The sequence below is a fragment of the Chryseobacterium sp. Leaf405 genome (assembly GCF_001425355.1).
Lineage (GTDB): Bacteria > Bacteroidota > Bacteroidia > Flavobacteriales > Weeksellaceae > Chryseobacterium.
In genome coordinates this window covers 372,623-396,632 of sequence record NZ_LMQN01000015.1, presented here as the reverse complement: position 1 = coordinate 396,632, position 24,010 = coordinate 372,623, and the positions used below count along the sequence as shown (strand labels likewise).

General features: G+C 34.4%; 23 protein-coding genes. 12 read left to right on the top strand and 11 right to left on the bottom strand.

Going from position 1 to position 24,010, the window contains the following annotated elements; all coding sequences use genetic code 11:
• Nucleotides 1-15: 15 nt before the first annotated feature.
• The gene (locus ASG22_RS11610; RefSeq protein ID WP_055984454.1) at nt 16-621 is read left to right on the top strand and encodes a fumarylacetoacetate hydrolase family protein; all 606 of its coding nucleotides are present in this window, start codon (nt 16-18) and stop codon (nt 619-621) included.
• A gap of 125 nt (nt 622-746) precedes the next feature.
• Nucleotides 747-1,184 carry a universal stress protein gene (locus tag ASG22_RS11605; protein ID WP_055984451.1) on the top strand — a complete coding sequence of 146 codons (438 nt, stop codon included), beginning with the start codon at nt 747-749 and terminating at the stop codon, nt 1,182-1,184.
• 79 nt (nt 1,185-1,263) lie between these two features.
• On the opposite strand, the gene ASG22_RS11600 is transcribed toward ASG22_RS11605, so the two are convergent.
• Nucleotides 1,264-1,497: a hypothetical protein gene (locus tag ASG22_RS11600; RefSeq protein ID WP_055984448.1), complete on the bottom strand. Its 234-nt coding sequence runs from the start codon at nt 1,495-1,497 to the stop codon at nt 1,264-1,266.
• Nucleotides 1,498-1,539: 42 nt separating this feature from the next.
• Here ASG22_RS11600 and ASG22_RS11595 point away from each other — a divergent pair, with 42 nt between their 5' ends.
• Both ASG22_RS11595 and ASG22_RS11590 read left to right on the top strand, forming a co-directional pair.
• Nucleotides 1,540-2,445: a DUF6427 family protein gene (locus ASG22_RS11595; protein WP_055984444.1), complete on the top strand. Its 906-nt coding sequence runs from the start codon at nt 1,540-1,542 to the stop codon at nt 2,443-2,445.
• 8 nt (nt 2,446-2,453) lie between these two features.
• A complete protein-coding gene (locus ASG22_RS11590) occupies nt 2,454-3,038 on the top strand; it encodes a DUF3109 family protein (RefSeq protein ID WP_055984441.1) in 585 nt (194 codons plus the stop codon).
• A 104-nt stretch (nt 3,039-3,142) separates the two neighbouring features.
• Here ASG22_RS11590 and ASG22_RS11585 read toward each other — a convergent pair whose 3' ends face one another.
• From ASG22_RS11585 to ASG22_RS11570, 4 genes are all read right to left on the bottom strand, one after another.
• Nucleotides 3,143-5,986: a M16 family metallopeptidase gene (locus tag ASG22_RS11585; RefSeq protein WP_055984440.1), complete on the bottom strand. Its 2,844-nt coding sequence runs from the start codon at nt 5,984-5,986 to the stop codon at nt 3,143-3,145.
• 368 nt (nt 5,987-6,354) lie between these two features.
• The gene (locus ASG22_RS11580; RefSeq protein WP_055984436.1) at nt 6,355-7,041 is read right to left on the bottom strand and encodes a hypothetical protein; all 687 of its coding nucleotides are present in this window, start codon (nt 7,039-7,041) and stop codon (nt 6,355-6,357) included.
• A gap of 297 nt (nt 7,042-7,338) precedes the next feature.
• Nucleotides 7,339-8,082, bottom strand: a complete 744-nt coding sequence (locus tag ASG22_RS11575; protein ID WP_055984433.1) for a DUF6261 family protein — start codon at nt 8,080-8,082, stop codon at nt 7,339-7,341.
• 242 nt (nt 8,083-8,324) lie between these two features.
• The gene (locus ASG22_RS11570) at nt 8,325-8,696 is read right to left on the bottom strand and encodes a helix-turn-helix domain-containing protein (protein WP_055984430.1); all 372 of its coding nucleotides are present in this window, start codon (nt 8,694-8,696) and stop codon (nt 8,325-8,327) included.
• A 206-nt stretch (nt 8,697-8,902) separates the two neighbouring features.
• Here ASG22_RS11570 and ASG22_RS11565 point away from each other — a divergent pair, with 206 nt between their 5' ends.
• The 8 genes from ASG22_RS11565 to ASG22_RS11530 all read left to right on the top strand — a co-directional run bounded on the left by ASG22_RS11565 (nt 8,903) and on the right by ASG22_RS11530 (nt 15,487).
• Nucleotides 8,903-10,378, top strand: coding sequence for a hypothetical protein (locus tag ASG22_RS11565; RefSeq protein WP_131726192.1), 1,476 nt, complete (start codon nt 8,903-8,905; stop codon nt 10,376-10,378).
• Nucleotides 10,379-10,389: 11 nt separating this feature from the next.
• The gene (locus ASG22_RS11560; RefSeq protein WP_131726191.1) at nt 10,390-10,941 is read left to right on the top strand and encodes a DUF6705 family protein; all 552 of its coding nucleotides are present in this window, start codon (nt 10,390-10,392) and stop codon (nt 10,939-10,941) included.
• A 105-nt stretch (nt 10,942-11,046) separates the two neighbouring features.
• On the top strand, nt 11,047-12,096 hold the full coding sequence (locus ASG22_RS11555) for a hypothetical protein (RefSeq protein ID WP_055984420.1): 1,050 nt from the start codon (nt 11,047-11,049) through the stop codon (nt 12,094-12,096).
• A 13-nt stretch (nt 12,097-12,109) separates the two neighbouring features.
• Complete coding sequence (locus tag ASG22_RS11550) at nt 12,110-12,706, top strand: DUF6705 family protein (protein WP_131726190.1); 597 nt, start codon at nt 12,110-12,112, stop codon at nt 12,704-12,706.
• Between the two features lie 234 nt (nt 12,707-12,940).
• Nucleotides 12,941-13,597, top strand: coding sequence for a hypothetical protein (locus ASG22_RS11545; protein WP_055984414.1), 657 nt, complete (start codon nt 12,941-12,943; stop codon nt 13,595-13,597).
• 163 nt (nt 13,598-13,760) lie between these two features.
• Nucleotides 13,761-14,321 carry a DUF6705 family protein gene (locus ASG22_RS11540; protein ID WP_055984412.1) on the top strand — a complete coding sequence of 187 codons (561 nt, stop codon included), beginning with the start codon at nt 13,761-13,763 and terminating at the stop codon, nt 14,319-14,321.
• 4 nt (nt 14,322-14,325) lie between these two features.
• Complete coding sequence (locus ASG22_RS11535) at nt 14,326-14,790, top strand: hypothetical protein (RefSeq protein ID WP_055984409.1); 465 nt, start codon at nt 14,326-14,328, stop codon at nt 14,788-14,790.
• A 283-nt stretch (nt 14,791-15,073) separates the two neighbouring features.
• Entirely contained in the window at nt 15,074-15,487 is a 414-nt protein-coding gene (locus tag ASG22_RS11530; RefSeq protein WP_055984405.1) for a hypothetical protein, read from the top strand.
• 136 nt (nt 15,488-15,623) lie between these two features.
• Here ASG22_RS11530 and ASG22_RS11525 read toward each other — a convergent pair whose 3' ends face one another.
• From ASG22_RS11525 to ASG22_RS11500, 6 genes are all read right to left on the bottom strand, one after another.
• Nucleotides 15,624-16,958: a trigger factor gene (locus tag ASG22_RS11525; RefSeq protein WP_055984403.1), complete on the bottom strand. Its 1,335-nt coding sequence runs from the start codon at nt 16,956-16,958 to the stop codon at nt 15,624-15,626.
• Between the two features lie 142 nt (nt 16,959-17,100).
• A complete protein-coding gene (locus ASG22_RS11520) occupies nt 17,101-17,688 on the bottom strand; it encodes a hypothetical protein (RefSeq protein WP_055984400.1) in 588 nt (195 codons plus the stop codon).
• A gap of 20 nt (nt 17,689-17,708) precedes the next feature.
• Nucleotides 17,709-20,102 carry a TonB-dependent receptor gene (locus tag ASG22_RS11515; protein WP_055984398.1) on the bottom strand — a complete coding sequence of 798 codons (2,394 nt, stop codon included), beginning with the start codon at nt 20,100-20,102 and terminating at the stop codon, nt 17,709-17,711.
• Nucleotides 20,103-20,329: 227 nt separating this feature from the next.
• Nucleotides 20,330-20,686, bottom strand: a complete 357-nt coding sequence (locus ASG22_RS11510) for a hypothetical protein (RefSeq protein ID WP_055984394.1) — start codon at nt 20,684-20,686, stop codon at nt 20,330-20,332.
• A 268-nt stretch (nt 20,687-20,954) separates the two neighbouring features.
• Nucleotides 20,955-22,877, bottom strand: a complete 1,923-nt coding sequence (locus ASG22_RS11505; protein ID WP_055984390.1) for an ABC-F family ATP-binding cassette domain-containing protein — start codon at nt 22,875-22,877, stop codon at nt 20,955-20,957.
• Nucleotides 22,878-23,169: 292 nt separating this feature from the next.
• On the bottom strand, nt 23,170-23,682 hold the full coding sequence (locus tag ASG22_RS11500; protein ID WP_055984387.1) for a hypothetical protein: 513 nt from the start codon (nt 23,680-23,682) through the stop codon (nt 23,170-23,172).
• Nucleotides 23,683-24,010 lie beyond the last annotated feature (328 nt).

The window sequence follows — 24,010 nt, the reverse complement described above, 5'->3', positions numbered from 1 at the left end:
TAAAGTATAGAAATTATGAAAATAATCTGCATAGGAAGAAATTACGGCGAACACGCTAAAGAATTAGGAAACGAAATTCCTGAAAGTCCGGTGATTTTTATGAAGCCGGATACTGCGGTTTTAAAAGGAAATGATTTTTATATTCCTGAATTTTCAAACGATGTTCATTACGAACTGGAAGTTGTTGTGAAGATTTCAAAAGGCGGAAAATATATCCAAAAAGAGACTGCGAATAAACATTATGAAGAAATCGGGTTGGGAATTGATTTTACGGCAAGAGATCTTCAGAGTGAGCTTAAATCTAAAGGTTTACCCTGGGAATTGGCTAAAGGTTTTGACGGTTCGGCAGTGGTCGGAAATTTCTTTAAAAAAGATAATTACAATCTTGAGTCATTGAATTTTTCATTGCTAAAAAACAAAAATAAAGTTCAGGATGGAAATACAAAAGATATGATTTTCACCATTGATGATATTATTGCTTTTGTTTCACAATATTTTACTTTGAGAGTTGGAGATTTGATTTTCACGGGAACCCCAAAAGGCGTAGGAAAAGTTGAAGAAAATGATATTCTGGAGGCTTATCTTGAAGATGAAAAAATTCTTGACATCAGAATCTTATAAATATAAGACGAAAAATTTTAATCTTCTTATTTGATTTGATTGATTAAAATCATCTCAGTATTATAAGTATTTTAACATATTCTTTGGCATAATTTTCCTATCTTTAGTAAACAAAATTAAAGGTTATGGTAAATATTGTATTGCCCGTAGATTTTGGGGATAAAACAGAGCAGCTGGTAGAGGGCGCTGTAAAATTTGCGAAACAGGTAAATGGCAGAATTTTTTTAATTCATGTTGCACCTTCAGATATTGGCTTTGCTATCGGTGATATGGGATTTCAATATTTTCCGGAAGTTGAGGAGAATGAAATTCGGGAAGAATTAGTTCAGTTGAACAAAATTCAACAAAGAATTCTGGCGTATGAGGTAGATTGCGAGCATTTACTTAAACAAGGCATCGCTAAAGATATAATTCTGGAACACAGTCAAGATAAAAAGGCTGACTTCATAGTAATGGGGTCTCATGGGCGAAGCGGAATTTATGATGTCTTTGTAGGAAGCTTAACAAAAGGAATTACGAAAGACTCTAATATTCCCGTTCTGGTACTTCCGATTCATGATTAATTTGAAATTAAATTTAATCGTTATTATAAAAAAGCCGACCAAATAAATTTGATCGGCTTTTTACTATATAACCAATTAATTAACCTTCTTTTTTGTAGATATTCGGATCGTAGTAAGGGTTCTTCCCTTCCGTTGGAGATAAGTAGTCTTTATCTTTATCACCACCTAATGTTACCACTAGAACGTAACACCAATAAGTGAACATTACACAGCAAACGATAAACAAAACCCAGTTTAATACATTGCCAAAAGTTTCAAAAAACCCAAAAGATGCTTTGAAAACTTTACTTAAGAATAGAAAGAAAGACGTCATTATTTTCCTTTTTTAAATTAACTTTGTACAAATTTATAAAAAATGTTTAAATTACTTTCAAAAGAAAGCAATATTTTTTCAATCCCTGTTTATATTGGTTTTCTTCTTTTAGTAGTATTAATATTTAACATATTGAATTTCAACACTTATGAAGCTATTATTGCGGGAATTACTTTTCTTGGAATTGCTTTAGGGTATTTTTGTTTTCACAGCATTGCGCTTAATTATCAAACTCATCTGCCTTTATTTCTCTATACATTTTTTATTTTCGGATTATATCCCGGAAGTATAGATATCGGAATTGCCGTTTCATTGCTTACCAATTCTTTTCTTCTGCTTCTTCTGACGAGTACAAATGAAGATCTCAGAAAGAAATCTTACGTTTTGGTAGGATCTATTGTAGCATTAAATTTTATTTTTCTGCCTACGACCTGGCCAATGGCAGTTTTTGTAATCATCCACGTGATTGCCACTTCAGAAAGAATTACTCTTAACCTTTTCAGATTCCTGTTGGGAATCATTCTGATTGCGTTCAGTTATTTCTCGGTGATGCTGTTCATTGATTTTACAACCTGGAATATTGATTATTTCCCTTTTGGTAAAATGAAATTTGTGATGGATTATACCGATCTTATTCCATTAATCCCGATCGTTGTCATGTTAATGTATGCCCTTTACGACCATTTTAAAAATTATAATAAAAAGAGCCCGATAAGCAGGTACAAATACACATTTTTACTTGTTTTTTCGGTGGCACAGCTGGTTACTATTATTCTGTATATGAATAACAGTTATGAATATTTGCTTCTTCTTGCTTTTCCTGCCACGATTATCATCAGCAGAATGTTGAAATTCCTACCCAAATACTGGATGCAGGAAGTGAGCTTATGGTTGATTATTTTTAGTTTAATCGGTTTTAAAGCCGTTACTTACTTTGATTTATTTTAAAAAAGATTATGATTCAGATAGACGATAAATTGATCTCCGAAGATATTTTTTCTGAAGAGTTTGTTTGCAACCTTTCAAAATGTAAAGGTGCATGTTGTGTGGAAGGAGATGTAGGCGCTCCGTTGGATAAAGACGAACTGGTAATTTTAGATAATATTTACGATAAAATTAAACCTTATCTAACTGAAGCCGGAATTAAAGCATTAGACGAACAAGGAACATGGACGACCGATCCTATGGACGGAATGTACGTAACCCCGATGATTGAAGATGCGGAATGTGCTTACGTAACCTTCGACGAGAGAGGAATTACAAAATGTGGAATTGAAAAAGCGTATGAAGATGGTGCAGTCGACTGGCAAAAACCGATTTCCTGCCATCTTTACCCTATTCGTGTAACGGAATATTCTACTTTTAAAGCATTAAATTACCATGAATGGAGCGTTTGCAGTGATGCCTGTACATTAGGAAAAGAATTACAGGTTCCTGTTTACAAATTCCTGAAAACTCCGTTGATCAGAAAATATGGTGAAGAATTTTATGAGGTTCTGAGCGATGTTGCCGAGGAATGGAAGAAAGAATATGGTTCTTAATCAGGTTGAAGAATTTTAAAGCTTTAAGTTTTAAAATACTAAAATAAACAAACCCGCCTCGTAAATTCACGGGGCGGGTTTTATTTTAAAATAAAGGTACTGGTTTATTGGGCAGCACCCACTTTCTGAGTTTCTTCTTTTTTAGCATTTTCCCAACCGTCTTCCGGCATCAATGTCGCTACAATTCTACCTTTTGTAAGATATTTTTTCGCTACATCCTGAAGATCTTTTACCGTTAAAGCCTGTACTTTTTCTTTATAATTTAAGATCTCGTATTTATCGGTTCCGTCCAGTTGGTTTTTGGTAAGATTACTCATCCAGAACATATTATCTTTCATCTGGGTGCTGTAGTCATTCATTTCTCCTTCTTTGTACTTATCAAGATCTTTTTGCTCAGGACCTTTATCGATTAACTTCTGAAGTTCTGTGATAGCACTTTTCGTCAGCTTATCTGTATTTTCAGGACCACAAGGGAAACTGATGCTGAAATTGTACGTACTATAAGGCACTTTATTCATGCTTCCTCTTGCTCCACCACCGTAGATTCCGCTTTCGTCTTCTCTTAGTTTTTCAATTACCTTGATAGTAGCCACTTCACCCAACGCTTCTAAAGCCAGTGCTTCCTTTTCATTGTAAGGAGTTTCTCCGGCATAAGAAATTGATACCATACTCTTAGGATCTTTTCCTTTTTTGTAGGTTTTCGTGTAATCTCCGGTCATCTGTCTGTAACCTGTATCTTTGAAATTTGAAGATTTCCCTGTAGATGGTAAACTTGCGATATATTGCAACACTTCGTTTTTAAACGTTGCTTCATCTATATTTCCTACAAAATAAAACTGGAAGTTTCCTGCATTAGCAAATCTCTCCTTATAAATATCGTATGCTTTTTTATAATCTGTATTCGCCCAATCTTTCTCTGTTGGGATAATCCCGATGAATCTTGGGTTTTTCTGATTCAAAAACTTTGCATGCTCACTTGAGAAATAGAACTGCGGATTCGATAATAAATTATCCAACATCGCAGACTGCTTTGTTTTATAAGCGTTAAATGCATCAGGATTATAATTCAGTCCTGTGAAATAAGCGTAGACCAGTTCCATTGCTGTTCCCAGATCTTTTTTATTGGTTCTTCCGGAAATACCATCATAGTAAGGACCCACCATAGGATTCACGCTTGCCTGTTTCCCAGCTAAATAATTCGTAAGATCAGCTTTTGAAAAACCACCGACACCTGCTTCAGATAAAGCGGCAAATGCAAACTGCGTTTTATTAAAATCCGCATCATTAATTAATGAACTTCCTCCCATACTTCTTGCTGTGAAAACAATTTCATCATCTTTAAAGTCGGTTTTCTTGAAAGTAACTTTGGCTCCGTTGCTCAATGTCCAAGTTGTAGTTCCTAATTTAGCATCGGTATCAGTTTTAGCAATTTTACCTTCAGATTTAAATGGTTTTACTAAATTTTTAATCGTTGCTTTCTCCTCGTAAGGTTTAAGATCTGCCATTTTTACCCCTTCAAAAGTATTCAATACCATTGCTTCTGTCGGCATTTGAATATTGTCTTTTTTAGGACCTGTAATCACCACTACTCTGCTATCGTCTTTTACAAACTTTTTGATCACTTCATTCGTCTGAGCCAACGTTACAGAAGGTAAAAACTTCTTAGTATCTTCATATTCCCAGGCAATTCCCGGCATTGGTTCCTGCTCCAGGAAGTTTCTTACATATTCGTCTACCAACATATCACTTTCCGTCTTGTCACGGTTGTTGTACGTTCTCTCCACATTAGATAACATCTGAGCTTTTGCTCTGTCTAATTCAGTTTGGGTAAACCCGAATCTTTTTGCTCTCTCCGTTTCTTCCAGAAGTACTTTCAAAGCGTTCAGCTGGTTTCCATCTTTCACCATTGCAAATCCCTGGAAAGCCTCTTTACTTCTGGCATACGTTCCACCGTGATATACAGAACCGTAAGTGAAAGGAGGATTGGTAGAGTTTACCAATTCACTCAATCTGTTGTTCAGCATCATAGAGGTAATTTGCTCTAAAAGACTTTGATTATATTTTTCTACTGTAACATCCGGCTGATACGCTTCAGAATCTTTCATCGTAAACTGTACCATTGAGCTTGTAGCATCAGGATCTGTTTCTATTGCCACCAACGTTTCTTTGTGGTTTGGCATATCAAACGTTTTTCTTTCTCTAGGTTTAGACGGATTTTTATATTTACCGAAGTTATCCTTTATCTTCTTTTCAACCTCATCTACATTAATGTCTCCTACGACTACAATCGCCATCAAATCTGGTCTATACCAGTCTTTGTGGAATTGTCTGATGACATCTGGCTTAAAGTTTTCCAATACGTCTTTCTTCCCGATCGGAAGTCTGTCGGCATACTGAGATTTGTACAATAGTTTCGGAAGATACTTCTCTGACATTCTTTTGTCTGCACCCAACCCCAATCTTAATTCTTCCAATACAACGCCTCTTTCTTTGTTGATCTGCTCGTCTGAAAGTGTTGCGTTGAATGCCCAGTCTTCCATTACTTTAAGACCTGCATCAAGATTTCCCGGCTTGTCTAAAGGTACAGGAAGCATGTAAACCGTTTCGTCGAAACTTGTGTAAGCATTCAAATGCTGTCCGAATTTTACCCCGATGGACTGTAGAAAGTCGACTAATTTGTTGTCGGGGAAATTTTTTGTTCCGTTGAAGTTCATGTGCTCCATAAAGTGAGCCAGCCCTCTCTGGTTTTCATCCTCAAGAATAGATCCTGCATTAATTGCCAGTCTGAAATCTACTTTCTTTTCGGGTAAATTATTTTTCTTTACATAGTACTTCATTCCGTTGGGAAGAGTACCTATTCTTACAGAAGTATCCACAGGAATATTCTGAGCAAAAGCATTTGCAGACATCAAAACGACTACTGCCAATGACGAAAACATTTTTTTCATAGAAGATGATTATTAATTTTTTTCGTGGTAAAAATATCACTTATTCACAGAACGAGGAAATGTAAAAAATAGTATTTAACGTTAAATAGAGTTAAATACCGTTAATCTTTTCAGTGCATAAAAAAAACCGGACAAATGCCCGGCTTCATTCTATAAAAATACAGTGTATTCTTAACTTTTTGTAAATTTTGGTTCATTTTCGTCACTTCAAGTAGAGTTTTCAAAAACTTGTATCGAGAAGTTGGTAATTAAACGACTGAAACTACATTCATCGGTTCTCGATACATTTTTCTGCGCTTCGCTGCGAAAAACACTTGAACTGACGATCTGTTATCAAGATTTTTTAAAATGCCACCACCGGTTTATTCTTATTTAAAATCAGCTTCTGTAACTCCTGAATTGATGGTTACTTTTGTTGTTTTAATGTTTACTTTCTGTCCGCCTCCTTCAGCTTCAATCTCTTGTGGAAACTTAATTCCGTCTACCGTCATATAACTTTTTACGGTTGCATTACCTTCTGCTGCAGAAGATTTGTATAATAATCCTGTAGCTGCATCGAAGTAGAATTTACCTTTATCAGAATTCAATACATTATACTCTTTTCCGTCAACTTTCTCTACAGTTACGGTTGTGAAGTTGGCAGGATCATACCCCAAAGCATCCATCACTTTGCCTTTTTTAAGCTCAGCAACTTTATCAGCAGGAATATCCATTTTCTGACCACCCTGCTCGAAATATCCTTTTTCGCCATCAAAAAACTGAACCATTTTCTGTCCCATTACAGACTGCTCAGATTTAAATTTACTTCCCATCTTTTTAGTGGTCATAGCAACTTCCATCCCCTGAACAGACAGTGTATTTTCAGTAAGGGTAGTTTTTACGGACTCTAATTTATCTTTTCCTCCCAATGCTTTCAGATAATTTTCGATTACCTCTTTTGGAGTCAGTTTAGATGTTGCAGCTTCCGTTTTAGCCGGAGTAGCCGTTGTCTTTTGTGCCATTGCCGGAGCTGAGAAAAGCACAGCGCAGAAAAACGGAATGATGATCTTTTTCATATACTAAGTTTAGATGGTAAATATAAGGATATTGAATGAATATCACAGACGCAGATCATCATAAAAAATCCATCAATTTTTTGGTGGAATACTTTTGATATGATAAACTCATTGTGCATTTTAAAAAATTTGATCCCGCAGTTCGGTGTTTTTCGCAGCGAAGCAGAAAAATGTATCGAGAACCGATGAATGTAGTTTCAGTCGTTTAATTACCAACTTCTCGATACAGTTTTTTCAAAACTTATTCGAAGTGACGGATGTGAAATCAAAATGCACATTGGGGATGATACATATTTTCTAAACTGTACCAATAGCGGAACTGTTACCGGGGATTTCGGTATTCTGCCTGTTAACCAATAATACATTATACTGATCGGTAAGCGCATTCAGCTGATTGATGACTGTGGCATACGGTGAAGGCGGGGTTTCTACCAAAAGGTGAAGCGCATCAATCCGGTCTCTCAGTGCATAATAGGCGGTGTTGGTTTCTTCCCTTTTCAGTTTGATGGTTTCGGGGCTTGCATCGCCATATTCCTGAGTGCGGGAAAGATATTTTGAATTGAATTGATCGTTGGCATTCTTCAGCTCTGCTACCCAGCCTGAAAGGTCAAAATCTGCGACTGCTATAGTAAGATCAGGTTTGTTTTCCCAGTCACGGATAAGGTTATTAATGGTGGCAGTTTCTGCCTGGTAATTGAGGCGGGCAATGCTGCTGCCGTAGAGTGCCATACTCTCAAGAAGCGACTGGGCTTTCTGTTTTCTGTCGGTCTCGTAATGGTAGCTCTGTGCCAACAAAAAATAATAGATCCCGGTAATGGCGTTGTCTCTTCTCTCGTCCAGAAGAAGAACTTCCTGAGTCTTTTCGCTGGCAAGAGCTTTTTTGTAAAGCGCTTCCAGCTCAGCGATCTTGGTGTTGAAGGCAGAAAGTTTGGCGTCGATCTGTAAGGTTGAGGGATTGTTTAGTGCAATGATACCTGCGAAGTCTTTTACATATTGCAGGTACTCTGCATTGCGGAGTAATTTTAATTCAATTGCATTCATATTTTTAAAAATGTTTGTTTCTGATTCGGGGAAACACCTGCGTGAGGGTTCAAAGATGTTTCCCTGTTTCCGGAAAGTCTCCTGCAAGGTACAGGAAGGTTTCCCGGCTTCCGGAAAGTTCGCCGCAGGGTGCAGAGAGCTTTCCCGCTTAACGGAAAGTCTGCTGTAGTGTGCAGGAAACTTTCCCAGTTACCGGAAAATGTGTTGCGAGGGTGAAACAGACTTTCCGGAAAGGTGAAAGATTACTTACCGCCTTCCGATTTATTTTTCCAGTATTCTACCTGGTCTTTCAGTTCTTTGATGCGTTCTTCGTATTGCTCGATCAGCTTTTCGGAAGTGCTTATTGGTGCATAATTCTGAGCTACTGCAACTTCATTATTGTTTTGATTAACTGTGATACTTTCTCCGCTTAAAAAATCCAAAACACTTACTTCCAGTGTTTTGGCAATATCTTCTACCTGATGAAAATCGGGTTTGCTTTTGTCGTTCTCGAAGTTGGAATAGGTTTTCTGGGATACATTCAGTACCTCGGCAAGATACTCCTGCGTAAGGTTTTTGTGGATTCTTGCTTTCTTCAGTTTTTCACCTAATGTCATAGCGCTCTGTATTTTCATCAAAAGTACATAAAATTTTCTTTTAGAAAAACCTTACGTATATCAGTAATTTTCTACTGCCATTTTCAGGATTGTTTTTCACACCTTTGTAGAGCTATAAAACTAAATGATGAAAAAAAATTATTTCCTTTCCAACCAAAAGGTAAAATAATGCATCTATAGTATTATAAAAGAATTATATTTAACCCGTAAAAACAACAAATTAAATGACGAAAAAATTTATTCTACGGCTCTGCCTGATGATGGCAACCGCAGTCACCCTCTACTCCTGCAGAACAGACGATCTGGCAATACAGGAAAACAAAAGCAGCCAGAGAGCTACCGTTACCTCCCGTATTATTCATTTACCCGAACTGCAGGAAAACCAACTGCTTTTTTCGCAGCTTGCCAAACTTTCCAAAAACAAAATCGGTGCAAAGAATACTGTTTCTAAAATCTTTACCGATGCTGAAAACGGCTTCAGTGTGGATCTGAATGATGTGCTGTATACCGAAGATGCCGCCGGAAACAAAACCTATACTTTTAAAATACAGCCAAGGGAAGGCACTACAGGAAAGCTGGAAAACTTTATTCTTTATGATCTGGGAAACGCTCAGTTTGCGGCGTATATTTCTACTTATGATAAAACTGCTCTGGAAAATCTGGAAAACCTGACGGTTGCAGAACTGAAAAATCATGTAACCATGGTGTCGCTGGGAAGCATTTCGGGCACAGAGGTTTTCGGGAAATACAATGCTAATTTGTGTACGATCACCATACCGGAATTTGTGAATATGTACATCCCGGGCATGATGTGTTGTGAAAATCTGCACAACTATGCACAGACCGCCGATTGCAAATGCCCTCCAAGTGGATTGCCGACTGAGGGGTATTCTTATACAGGGATTTCTTACACTACTTATGATACGTGTGGCGGAGGGGCTTCACCGGGAAATGGGAGCAGTGGAAGTGGTAGCGGTGTGATTACGACTTCTCCGCATGGGGGAGGCGGTTTGCCTGACCTTCTTGGTAATCCTTGTGATAAAATTACAGAGCTTTTGGCTGATAATAATTTTAAGGCTAAATTTACTGAAATGACGCAGCCCTCAGTATTTAATCTAAATTATGAAAAAGCGTATGCAGTAAAATATCCTGCTTCTAGTACCGGAAACACAGAACCCGAATACATTAATACAGATTTGCCCCAATGTATTACAGATAAAGATATGCCGATTATATATGATCCTTTGGTGTATGGTTTGATGCACACTCACCAAAATCAAACTTGTAATCCCGACGATATGCCACCAGGAAAGTTTCCTTCCCACATGGATATCAGAACCTTCATAAATGATCTTATGCCTCATGCGATAGCAAATACTGGAAGTTATGGAAATGCTTATTCTTTAATTACCACTTCAGCAGGAAGTTATATGCTGATGTATTCGGGAACAAATAATCCGGGAGAAATACCTGAAAATCAAATGGAAAAACTAAAAAAAGATTATAAAAGATCTCTTTTGAATGCATATACTAGACCTAATTATGATCAAAAAGATGTGGAAGCTGAAATTTTAAGATTTATAAAAGATAAAATTAATAAGCCTGGTTTAGAAGTATATCGAGTAACTTCAACCTCTAAAGTAAAAATAGAATATAATTTCAATTCACCTGACAGAATAAAAGAAATACCATGTCCTTAAAATATACCATCATGAAAAACATTATTTTAATACTATCCATATTATTTACATTCAGTTGTAAATCTCAAACCTATCCTTTAAGAACTTATACGGATGTTCCGGATAATTCTTACCTAAAAGATATAGATAATGAACTGAATGATTATATAGGAACTTGGAAGGCAATCTGGAATAATAAAACGATATATATATATATATCGAAAGAAATAAATAAATACACACTGTACACCTATATGGATTATCTTATTATTAAATTTAAAGTAACCGATGCAACAGGTACTATTTTATTTGATAATACGAATCTCCCAAATGATAAAGTAAAAATTGAAGGAGTGAATTTTAAAAGTGGAGAAAACAAATATTTTTTGAGTTATGTAGATCGTGATTTGTGCATGCGCTCCGGTACTATAATAATCAATTTTACAGATTCTACAAAAACACAATTAAAATGGCATTATGGGGAGGATGAAAATTGGCTTGATAGTGATTGTTTTTATAAAAATTATCCGCCAGCTCAAAGACCAGAGCCACTTCCATATGATGCTATTTTTACAAAAAAATAAGTAAAAAACTATCTCTATGCGGATTAGAGATAGTTTTTAATTTCTCAAAGCACAAATGAAAATCTGGAAAACCTGACGGTTGCAGAACTGAAAAATCATGTAACGATGGTATCTCTGGGAAGCATTTCGGGCACAGAGGTTTTCGGGAAATACAATGCCAATTTGTGTACGATCACCATACCGGAATTTGTGAATATGTACATCCCGGGCATGATGTGTTGTGAAAATCTACACAACTATGCACAGACCGCCGATTGCAAATGCCCTCCAAGTGGATTGCCGACTGAGGGATATTCTTATACAGGGATTTCTTACACTACGTATGATACGTGCGGTGGCGGGGCTTCTCCGGGAAATGGTAGTAGTGGAAGTGGTAGTGGTGTGATTACGACTTCTCCGCATGGGGGAGGCAGTTTACCTGATCTTCTTGGTAATCCTTGTGAAAAACTGAAACAATTGCTTAATACTCCTACATCCTTACCTCCGGGAGCAGTAAGCATAAAAACAGCATTAGTAGATTTGAAAACAAAAAATATGGCAACTGCAACACATGAAGACGGCTATTCTTTTTTTTATGATCCTGCTAATGGGCAAATGTATGCGAAAAAAGTGACAACATATACTGCAGATAATACGGTAGAGTATGTGAGAACACCTAATACCTTTGGTGGTGCACACACGCACATGAACAGCTTACAGGGTATATTTTCCCACGATGATATTATGATGGAAAATAATTTTTTCTTTTGGTTCACTTCAGTTCCCCAAGGTAGTGTAGATGTTCCCATTCCTGTACATATTGTAGTGGCTAATAACGAAGTTTATGCTTTGGCGTTGGAAGATGCTAATATTAGTGCCTTCCAACAAATGATGTATGAAATTTATAGTGATGAATTTAAAAGAAGAAAATTTAGAAATAATTTCGAAGCAGATTTTAGTAATTTACAAAATTCTGTTACAGGAGAATGGAATACGGATAACAGCATATTGGAAGAAAGATTTTTAAAATTCGTAACCAGTATAGATAACAGTACCAAACATTACAATACCAAAGTATCTTTGTACAAATCCAACGCTAGCTTAACCGGATGGGATAAGCTCAGCATCGTAAAAAACTCTAATGTTTTTGAAATAAAAAAATTACCTTGTCAATAAAAAATCAATTGATATGAAAAATATTATAATACTATTTATTTTTACGGTTTGTGTATTAAGCTGTAAAGCACAAACCATTGTACCCATGAAACAAAATTATGGTAATATTCCTGATAATGCTTATTATAAAGATACCGACAATTTTCTCGACAATTTTGTGGGAACATGGAAATATCAAAATGGAAATGAAGAACTCACCATGATAATCAAGAAAAAACTATTTTATGATTATGAAGGATCCTATAGTGATATACTCTATGGAGAATACAAGTATATTAATCCTTCAGGAAATACATTAATCAATACATTGAATAAAATAGATGTTCCCATGAATGAAAGCTACCATGCTATTTCAGATGCTTTATTTATTCGTAATAATCAGTATTTTAAATGCACTGATTGCAGTTCTGGAGAGTTCAGAGTAAAAAGTTTTTTTAGTGATCCAGACAGGAAACATATTACCATGAATATTATTTTCAGGTACATTAATCCGACAACCATAAAAGCAAGAATATACAGTACTGGTGTTGTACATCTTAGTGCAAGCGACGTAAACCTGCCGGATAAGCCACAGATACCGGAAGTAGAATATACAATGACTAAGCAGTAACAATGAAAACAGTATATACATTTATATTATTCAACTTGATATTGAGCTAAAGATAATTAATCCTACCACAATGGAATGGAAAATGACTCCCAGAGAAAATATTAACATTAATGGGAGTTCACCAACTCCCGGTGCAGGATGGGGAATCCCGACAGTGTTACTCTGACAAAACAATAAGAAATGAATATTAAATGTTTCTTTTGACAAGTTTTCCTAATCACATAGTAAATAATAATGAATAAAATTAAAATTTTATTTCTTTTAATTGTTCCTGTTTTTAGCATTTCAGGGCAAAGTATAAGATGGAAAAAGCTAAATAAAGATGTATATTACTCACAGTTAGAAATTAATTCTAATGAAAAGGTTGAAATAGAAGATTCGGTAAAAGTAGATTTATTAACTTTTGATTTCAACAAAAAAAATAAAATTAAAAATAAGATGCAGCTAAATAAATCTGGCTATTCTTATTATGACAGTTATAAGAATGTTAAAAAAAATTACATTCCAGTAGAGTTTCATGATGATTTATTGAAAAAATCAGAATATATATTTAAGATAAAAACGAAAGGTAAAAATAGTTATATAATTTCATTTGCTAAGGATTTAAATAAAGATCAACTAAAACATCTTGTGTCATATTTTAACAGAAAATATATATTAATTCAAAATGATTATTCAACGAAAGAAGATAATATTAAAAAAGATGAAATTTGGTCTAAAGGTTCTGGGGTAAAAATAATACATACTATTTATACCACATTAAAAATTACGACAGTTAAAGAAATCGATTTTAATTTAGTAGCTAGACGAATAAAAAAAAATATTATTACTACATCTTCTTATCTATCCAATAAAAAGAATAAAACATTTTACTTTAGAATAAAAACATAGTTGTTAGTAAACCAGTTATATTGAGCTAAAAATCATCAATGCCACAACAATGGAATGGAAAATGACTCCCAGAGAAAATATTAACATTAATGGAAGTTCACCAACTCCCGGTGCAGGATGGAATCCCAACGAGTTTTACTCTGACAAAACAGTAAAAGAATGAATGATGAAAAACCTATTTTTAATTATATTAATAATCACTACTGTGAGCTGTAAAGCTCAGACATACCTTTTAAGAACATTTACAGAAATTCCAGAAAACTCTTATCTCAAGGATACCAATAATGAATTACAATACTATGAAGGAACATGGAAAGGGGAATGGAATAACAAAATTATATATATAAGCTTTAAAAAACTTACTAATACCTATAAATCATCATTAAATCAATATAGAGATTTCCTAATAGGAAGATTTAAAGTGACTGATTTAAACAATAATATCTTGTTCGATAATACAAATCTTAATGATGATAAGGCAAAAATTACAGGAGGAATGTTTAGAAAATCAGATGACAAATATGGCTTTACATATGTTGATAGAGACTTGTGTATGAGATCAGGACAAATATTTATTAATTTCACTGATGCTACTAAAACACAGCTACAATGGAAATATATACAAAGTGAAAACTGGATCGATAAAGATTGTTTTTATCATGGTTGGGTTCCGGCAGATGTTCCCCAGCCTTTGCCTAATGATATTATTTTAACAAAGCAATAATAGCATGAAATACAAATTTTTAGCTATAATAGCTGTCTTGATAAATTCATTGATTTTTTCTCAAAGCAATTGTAAATTAGAATTTCATCATTCAAATTCTATTATTTTATTCAAATCTGTAGACATTATTTTCAAACCAATAAAAAATAATAAAAAAGGAAAGATTAGCATAAAAAAAGATAGAGATGAAGAATATTCTTATAGAATATCAAAAGAAAAATTTGAAGAAATATATGAAGCAATTCAAAAAATAGAATATGATACTGTTGCAGTAAAAAATAATTTATTAGATGGTTCTTATACTGACATTATATTATATGACAATCTAGGTAATAAAAAGTCCTTTTATGCAACGGGATTAAACAAAAGATCTCAAACTAATAAATTTCAAAAAGACTTTTGGTATGCAACAAAATTGATTGTAAAAGCAGCAAGATTAGAGATGGAGGATTTAATCGATTATAGATAGAATTATATATATCAATTTCATCTGTACTAAAAAACACAGCTACAATGGAAATATAAGCAAAGTGAAAACAGGATTGATAAAGATTGTTTTTATCATGGATGGGCTCCGGCAGATGTTCCCCAACCGTTGCCTAATGATATTATTTTAACAAAGCAATAAAAATGGATTGGCTTAAATTATTAAGCCAATCTTTTATACCATATCACAAATGAAAAACATATTTTTAATTATTTTAGTTTCCATATCTGTAAATTTTTTTGGACAACAATCAAATTTGAGATATATGTCTTTAGAGATTTCACAGTCAATAACACTTAATTCTGATATTAAAATCGAAATAATTAATCCGGAAATAGAAGGAAATATTACTTTGAAAATAACAAGATACTCCGACAAAGAAAATAAAGATGTGACAGAAAAAATTGTTATAAATAAAAATGAATACAAGGAAATTTATGATAATGCCATAAGTATTAAACTAAGTGATATTTTGAAAAATGATGAGTTGGCTGTGGTTGACGGCTTATTGATAAAGCTTACTTTGAGACCTGAAATCTGGAAGCAGATAGAATATTTTTTAACAGGTTATCACTTCGACGAAGCAAGATCTCCTTCTAAAGAATTTTCACGAACCATAATGTCCATATTAAAATACGCTAGAATAGAGATATATGGAATTAATAAATTCAGAAAATAATTTACAAATTCATGCTTTTACGAAAGCAGAACATATCAACCATTGCCAGAAAATATTATTTTAACTAAATAATAAAATAAAATCCGTCTCACTTTTTGGTTGTGAGACGGATTCTTAATTTATATAAAGAAATAAATTACTTCTTAAGCTCTTCCAAAAACTCGTCGTGAGAGATTGGAGTTTCCTTTTTCGTTGCTTTTTCAAGGATAATATCTTTCAACTTCGTCATAGCAACTTCAGAAGAGATTTGTCTTACCTGTTCTTGGTCTTTCAACATTTCAACAGCATACTTCTGGATTTCCTCATCCCCTAAGTGGTGGATTCCGTAGATCGCCAATTGATTTCTTACCAATTGCTCAGCCTGTCCTAAAACATCAGCATAATCTAATTGGATTTCGTTATCAGTCATCAATTTACCTTCAATGATCTGATATTTCAACTGGTTTTTCTCAGCTTCAAGAATTTCTTTAGCCTGCTCTTCAGACTGGATGTTCTGGTTAGAGAACTGCAACCATTTTATCAAGAAAGTTTCAGGAAGTTTTACTTCTTCTTTTTCAGAAACCTGCTCCAATACTTTATTCACAAAATGAACGTCAGCATTTTGCTGGAAATATTCGTCTAATTCAGATTTTACTTTATTTTTCAACTCTTCTTCAGAAGTAATGGTACCTTCACCATATACTTTATCGAAAAGTTCTTGGTTAAGCTCAGCTAAAGTAAGACCATAGAAATCTTTTACTTTCACTTCAACTTCGTTGTGGTGTAAATGCTCAACTTCTTCTTTAGAGAATCCTAATTCTTTAGCCAATTCTTCATCACCTGCAAGAGTCTCTTTAGAAACTTTTACAGATTCATCCATTTTCAAAGCTTTTACCAATTTGAATGCTTCCTTGTTTTCAGCACTGATGGTAACAGCCTTTGGCTGGTGGTGATGCTCTCCTTCAGCATCTTCCTCAACAACCTGAGAAATTTCTAAAGCGATGTAAGAATCTTTATTAATTTTTTCCTGAGGAGTCTGCTCTGCGAAACGCTTCTGCATGTTCTCAATACTTTTGTTGATTTCTTTTTCAGAAGCTTCTACTTTGTAGTGAGGAGCTTCATATTTAGCTAGATCTATCGTGAATGCTGGTTCGTAACCAACTTCGAAAGCAACTTCCAACTGATCTGCATTGTAATCGAATTCGTTTACAGGCTGTGGAACCGGCTGACCCACTAATCTTAGTTTGTTGTCATTCACATATCCGTTTAAAGCATCAGAAACCTGCTTGTTGATTTCTTCGAATGCAATACCTGCTTCATATTGTTTTTTAACCATACTCAAAGGCACTTTCCCTTTTCTGAAACCAGGAACTTGTGCATTTTTAGCATAATTAATCAATTGTTTCTCAACTTTTTCCTTATAGTCAGATTTTTCCAATGTCACTGTAAGCAATGCACTTACATCATCATGGTTTTTTGCAGTAACCTTCATTATTGATTAAAATTTTAGGTTGCAAAAATATGAAAATTTTATGAAAATCTATCAATTAAAGTCAACTTATAAAGCCAAATACTGTTAAATAAAAAACCACCGAAAAAAATTCAGTGGTTTTGCTAACAAGATTAAAGAAATATTAATTGATAATATTATAATTTGCCTGAGCATCTGTTTCACCTCCTGTGTGAGTTCCATACACAACTCCATTTCCGCTTACCGCCGAAGCTTCAGAAACCGTTACCGGTTCATGGTACAATGTAAGAACCAACTGAGCAGGAGCAGATGCATTCTTTACAGCCTTATTTACAACCCATTTTGTTTTTACTCCTACATGATTACCATCTGCTCTTACAAATTCAGGATCATCTGTACGGGTAAGAGTAATATCGGAATTAGGGAAATTATACACTAAAAAATGCTCATCTACAGCATCTTTTATTTCTTGTGTAGCATCCTCATCCCCATTTTTAAAGATCACCTGTACATTATAGGTATGTCCGTCAATTAATTTCACATTAGGATTGGTTGAACTATTCACCTGATAATCATAAACTACCGAAGTTCCCGTAGCTTCATCCGTAACTCTTAAAAGAACATCTGAAAGTTCTTCCTGAGGAAGATCATCTGCTTCATCATCGCTTCTGTTACATGATGTTAAGCTTATAGAAGCCGCCAAGAATAAAAGTCCTAAAATAAGTGTTGTATTTTTAAAAATATTTTTCATTTTTTTTGATTTTAAAGTAATTAAAATTGATATTTAAGAGTTAAAATAAAGTTTCTTCCCATTTCGTTGGAAAAGAAACGAAGCCTGTTTAGATAATCTCTGTAAGACTTATTAAATACATTTCGGATCGAGAAATCTACTCCGAAATTTTTAGACAGATTCACTCCTGTCTGAAGGTTCCAAAGCGAATATCCGTTTGGTGGTGTAGAAATATCTACTTCTTCATTGTACGCATTTCCGTCAGAATCGAATAATCTGATCGGAACATTATAAACAGGAAATCTCGTTTGCTTTAAGTAAGTATTGTTACTTACATTAAAATAAAAGTTTTTCCATTCTTTTTTATTGAATTCCAATGAATTATTAAAATTCGGAGGCATCATCAAAATAAGAGGAACATCATTCGTAAGATCCTGACCATACACATATGATGCACTTCCTTTATATCCCAGATTATCTGTTATTTTGAGTTGCACATCTAGATCTGCTCCATACATTTTTGCATCAATCTGTTGGTAGTTGTACACTACAAAAGCTCCTCCCCATTGTGTATTCTGATACCCTGTAGGAATTTCGTTGATAAAGTTTTTAGTATAAAAGAAATACGGATTTACAGAAATATTTAATCCTTTTAAAACATTTGCTTTTACATCAGCCACCAAATTAAACTGATTTCCTCTTTCACTTTTCATTCTCATATCTCCCCTTTCGATAATTGCTGCCGAGTGGTGAAGCCCGTCTGCAAAAAGCTCAGCAACATTGGGAGATCTTGAAACTCTGGCATAATTAAACTTCAAATTGAAATATTCGGACGGATGGTAAACTATTCCACCATTTACCGAAAAATTATTGTAGTTTAATGACGGCTTTGTAAGAATTCTATTTTTATTAACTCTTACTACAAAGTCAGAATAATCTGCATCATACAGCTTATTCCAATCATTCAAATCATACCACTTCGTCACTTCATAACGATCAAAATCGTATCTTCCTCCCAATTCAAAATCTAATACGGGAGCGATTTTATATTTTAATACGGAATAAATTCCTGCATAATATCTGTCATAATTCGGAACCAAACGTCTTGCCTCAGTCTGTGTATTAGAATAATTATTCTGATAACCTGCATTAATTCCTGTTTCAAGATTCCATTTTCCTCTTTCTATCAGATGATTAACATTTAAATCATTGGTTATCAATTCCAAATCTAGTGCAGGCTTTTTGCTAAGCTCTTCTCCGCGACGAATGTCATATTCTTTTCTATGATTGTATTGAAAACTATACGTTGCAGTAATTTTTCCGAAATTTTCAAACCTTTGGTAAGCAGAAATTTTAGCAATATGATGCTCTATATCCTGTTTTGGATTATCAATATCGTAACTAAAATCTCTTTGATAGATTGGCTCTGGAGCAGTAAGAGCATTACGAAGATCTTCTGAATTTCCTACATGAGAGCTTCTGAGAATTCCTATCGTACTTTTCGTAAGATAATAATCAAAAGAAAAACCTTTATTAAAAGTCATCTTCTGAACCCCAAAATTAAATCCCGAACTTTCCAGCCCGGTATTCATCAAACCATAATCAGGCGCTTGAAGATCACCGAGTTTCTTAAAACTTCCGTTTGTTTTAATTGCCCAGCCATTTTCCCATGTTTTTGCCAATTTTACATTAAGATCACCTCCTCTTCCATTAGAAATTCCGGATAGAGAGACAAGTCCCATAATGGTATCTTTTTTAGGTAAAACCTGAGGCTGTAAAACAACAACTCCTCCTACAGCACCACTTCCGTACTTTAGGGCAGATGCACCTTTTATCACATCAATATGTTCAAAATTGTTTACATCTACATTTGGTGCATGTTCTACTCCCCATTCCTGTTCGGCAAGTTTTACACCATCATTAAGAATTGAAACTCTGCTTCCATAAAGTCCATGAATAATAGGTTTTGTAATATTATTTCCTGTTTTAAGAACATTAACTCCAGAAATATTGGTCAATAAGTTTCCGAGATTTTCGGTAACATTTCTGGAAATCATTGCTTTATCAATGGTTTTCACAACCATGCTTCCGTTGTTCTTATGGCTTCCGTGTACGGTTACCGTTTCAATATCCTGAACATGATGTTCAAGGGTAATTGCTAAATATATGTCCTTTGTAACTCCTACATTTTCAGTATAATCATTACAGTCAGGATGTTTAGCAATGAGTATATATTTTCCCGCAGGAATTTTGTCAAAAGAAAACTTACCGTTTTTGCCTGTTTTTGTGGTAAAGTCACCGATTTTCACCACTGCATTTTCCAGCATTGTTTTGTCATGAAAATCCTGAACGGTACCTTCAACTCTGTAAGTCTGTTGTGCGTTTATAAATGCAAATCCGCAAAGGATCAACATTAAGCTATATATCAATTTCATTGTTAAATAGATTGATTACGTACTCTCAAAGAAGTACATTTTTCGAAAAAATTTGTTGATTAGATTTTTTAAACAAATGATTCATTTAACAGTAGTCAATTATGAATCATACATTAGACCTTATTATCTTTAACAACTCAATTATCACTTAATGGTTTGCTTTTCCACAAAGAAATATTTCAAATTGTATAAAATTTAAGTTAAAAAATCCGAAAAGAATCTATGAATTATGAAATTGCGGGCGGGCCCCGAAGCTGAAAAGTGAATTTAGTCTGTGACCATATTTTTTCCTGAACAGTAAGAATCTGTTCTACTTCATGAGTATAACTTTCGAAAGAAAAACCGAATTCTTCAGGAACCAGCGTATGTCCGGTAGCTAAGAAATGACAAGCCAAACAATCATTTGCCTGCTCTTTTGCTACATTTTTTGTCAGTGTATTTTCTGATTTTTTAAAGTTGAAGCTTTTGAAAACTTCTTCAGAACCGTGATTGTGGAAACTTTGAGAAAACATCGCAAGAAAATATACCCCAAACAATAATTTGGAGATAAAACTTTTCAGATTTCTGCTTTCTTTAAAAATCATTCGTCAAAATTATGAAAATAAATTAAAAAATTAGATTAAAGTTTTATTAAAATACTTTAAACAATAGGTAGAAACGATTTATCTGTTGTTACAGCAATTGTGAATTATCTTTAAATATTATATTGAAATGCCCGATAACATTGCTAATACTCTCCATCTTATTTATTATTCCGTAGGAATCCATGCATAATTTTAGAGATTGAATCACAAAAATAAAAGCTTAGATTCCTACGGAATGGTAAAAAGGATGATTATTTTTTTAATAAAACTAATCCAGTTGAGAACCCAAATGTTCCCATTCCTGTAAAGCTAAATCAAGGTCTTCTTTAGTTTTATTATATTCTTCCAATGTTTCTTCAGAAGGGTTATTTTTTGTGAAAGAAGCTTCCATTTCTTCAACTTTAGTTTCCAGTTCAGAAATTTTCTCTTCTACTTTTTTCAGTTTATTCTGAATATTTTTATGCTCCTTGCTGACGATAATTGTTTGACTGACAGCCGGCTTTTCCTCAACTTTTTTTACCTCAACTTTGGGTTCTTCTTTGTGAAGTTTAGCTTTTTCAGCAGAAATTTCTCTGATGGATTCTTTTTGTCTGAATTCAAGATATTCATTAATATCACCTAAGAATTCTTTCATATGACCATCGCGGAACTCATAAATCTTATCACAAAGCCCCTGAAGAAATTCTCTGTCGTGAGAAATTACAATTAAAGTCCCTTCAAATTTCTGTAAAGCCAGTTTGATAATCTCCTTAGACTGAATATCCAGGTGATTGGTAGGCTCATCCATAATCAACGTGTTGAAAGGACGTAGCAACAATTTACAAAGCGCCAGACGGTTTCTTTCCCCTCCAGAAAGTACTTTTGTTTTTTTATTGACAGCTTCACCCTGAAACAGGAAAGACCCTAATAAATCACGAACTCTCGGTCTTGTTTCTTCCGTTGCAGAATCTTCAGCTTCCTCCTGAACGGTTTTGTTGGGCGTTAATACTTCTTCCTGATTTTGAGCAAAGTATCCAATATTTACATTATGTCCTAAATTCCAACTTCCTGAATAATCTTTGATGTCTCCTGCAAGAATTTTCGCCAAAGTCGTTTTTCCCTGACCATTTTGACCAAGAAGTGCGATTCTGTCTCCTCTCTGAACGATAAAATCTACATCATCAAAAATCTGTTTTTCGCCATAAGCTTTTCCAAGATTTTCTGCTTCGAAAATAACTTTCCCCGGAACTTGTGACTGTACAAAACGGATATTGAATTTAGAAACGTCTTCGTTATCGATTTCAATACGCTCTATTTTATCTAATTTTTTAATCAAAGACTGGGCAAAAGAAGCTTTGGTAGCACTCGCACGGAATTTATTGATGTTATCTTCCATCTGCTTGATTTCCGCATCCTGATTCTTTTTCGCCTGAATCAGTTTTTCACGGCGGTCTTCACGCATTACCAAATACTTGGAATAATTGGCTTTATAATCATCCACTTTTCTGTTGTTTACGTCAAAAGTTCGGTTACAAACTGCCGTCATAAACTGTTTATCGTGACTTACCAGAAGAATTCCTCCGGGATAATCTTTCAAAAAGTTTTCCAACCAAATGATGGATTCCATATCCAAGTGGTTAGTAGGCTCATCCAGAAGCATCAAATCGTTTTTCTGAAGAAGCAATTTTGCCAATTCGATTCTCATTCTCCAACCTCCGGAAAATTCGTCGGTCAGTTTATGAAAATCATCAGCTTTAAAGCCAAGACCAAAAAGAACTTTTTCAATATCACCTTCAAGATTATAGGCATCATGGTGCATCAAAAGATCATTCAGATCGGTCATTCTGTTGATCAAATCTGTATACGCATCACTTTCGTAATCGGTTCTTATCGTCAATTGATGATTGATCTCTTCCAGTTCTTCTTTCCAGGCATTAATCTGCTCAAAAGCCTGCATGGTTTCGTTCCAAACCGTTCTTCCTTTCACAAAATCAAGATCCTGCTTTAGGAAACCGATAGTGATATTTCCTTCGGGAACTACATTTCCTTCGTAGAAAGTAATTTCTCCGGAAAGCATTTTCAGAAGCGTAGATTTTCCAGCTCCGTTTTTACCAACCAAACCAATTTTATCATCCTTTTTGATGGTGAAATTTACGTTTTGAAACAGATAATTTCCCGAATGATGTAATCCTAAACCTTGAACCGAAAGCATGCTAATAATGATTAATTGTGAATAATGAATTTTCGGGTGCAAAAATACGTAAAAAGAAATGAATGAGAGAATGTAAAAGAAATGTAACACTTAATTCAAATTATTTGAGGTTAATTTGGGGGTCTGTTTTAATATCTAAATGATATTTGAAATATTAATTCTCTTACGGATTCTGCAAATCATACGGATGTTTGTGTTTTATTTTAAGGCTGATTTTATTCAATATGAAGATCAGAAAAGCTGCTCAAAAAGATGAACAGCTTTGTAAAATGAATTATTAGCTTATGAATTATTAAAAAGTCTTTGGAGTTACTTTCACATGATCTACTGAGTTTCCCCCTCTCAGGAATGATGCCAGTTCTACAATTCCGTTGCTTGACGCTCCGTAAATTGCGGTATCGCTGCCGTTATACATTCCCTGTTTTCCTCCGAACCACCAGTTGTTGCTGGCTCCGCTATGGCCTTGCGCCAAGGCGACATTGTAAAAAGTACAAACTCTACCTCCGTTAAATTCAAGGACTAAAGTTCCGATCATTGCAAAATTCAGTTCTCCGGGATCGTGATTGAAAGTTGTTCTGTTTGCCGGAACTCTTTGCGAGAACCATTTTGCTACTGCAGACGAACCTTTTCTACCAATGGAAAAAATAAATTTGCCATCGCTTCCGCAGCTTGCCGTAAATCCTACATAAATATGTCCTTTCGGATCCTGCCCTTCTGTAATTGAGAATTCGCTTACCGTGAAAGATCCTTTTACTAAATTGTTTGAAGCCGTATCGAAATACACTTCGTTGTCTCTATATTCCATGATTTCTATAATTTTGTAAATCTGATTTCTCAGATATTGGCGTTAATAATTTTGTTTATTTAATCTTTTGAAGCTTCATTAAAAGAATACCTCAAAGTAACGGCAAAGCAGAGATAAAAACTATAGTATAAATCACTAAAATAACATGTAAGTACTTTTACTTAAAACTCTAAATATCAAATACATTCAACTTGATTCTAATCTTTTTTATTCATCTAAAAATTAATCTAAACTTATTCGTAATTCATAGGAGTTGTGGCATATTTATTAAAAAAACATGAAATGATTCGTGCTTAGATTCCTACGGAATGACAAGCTGTATGGTTAT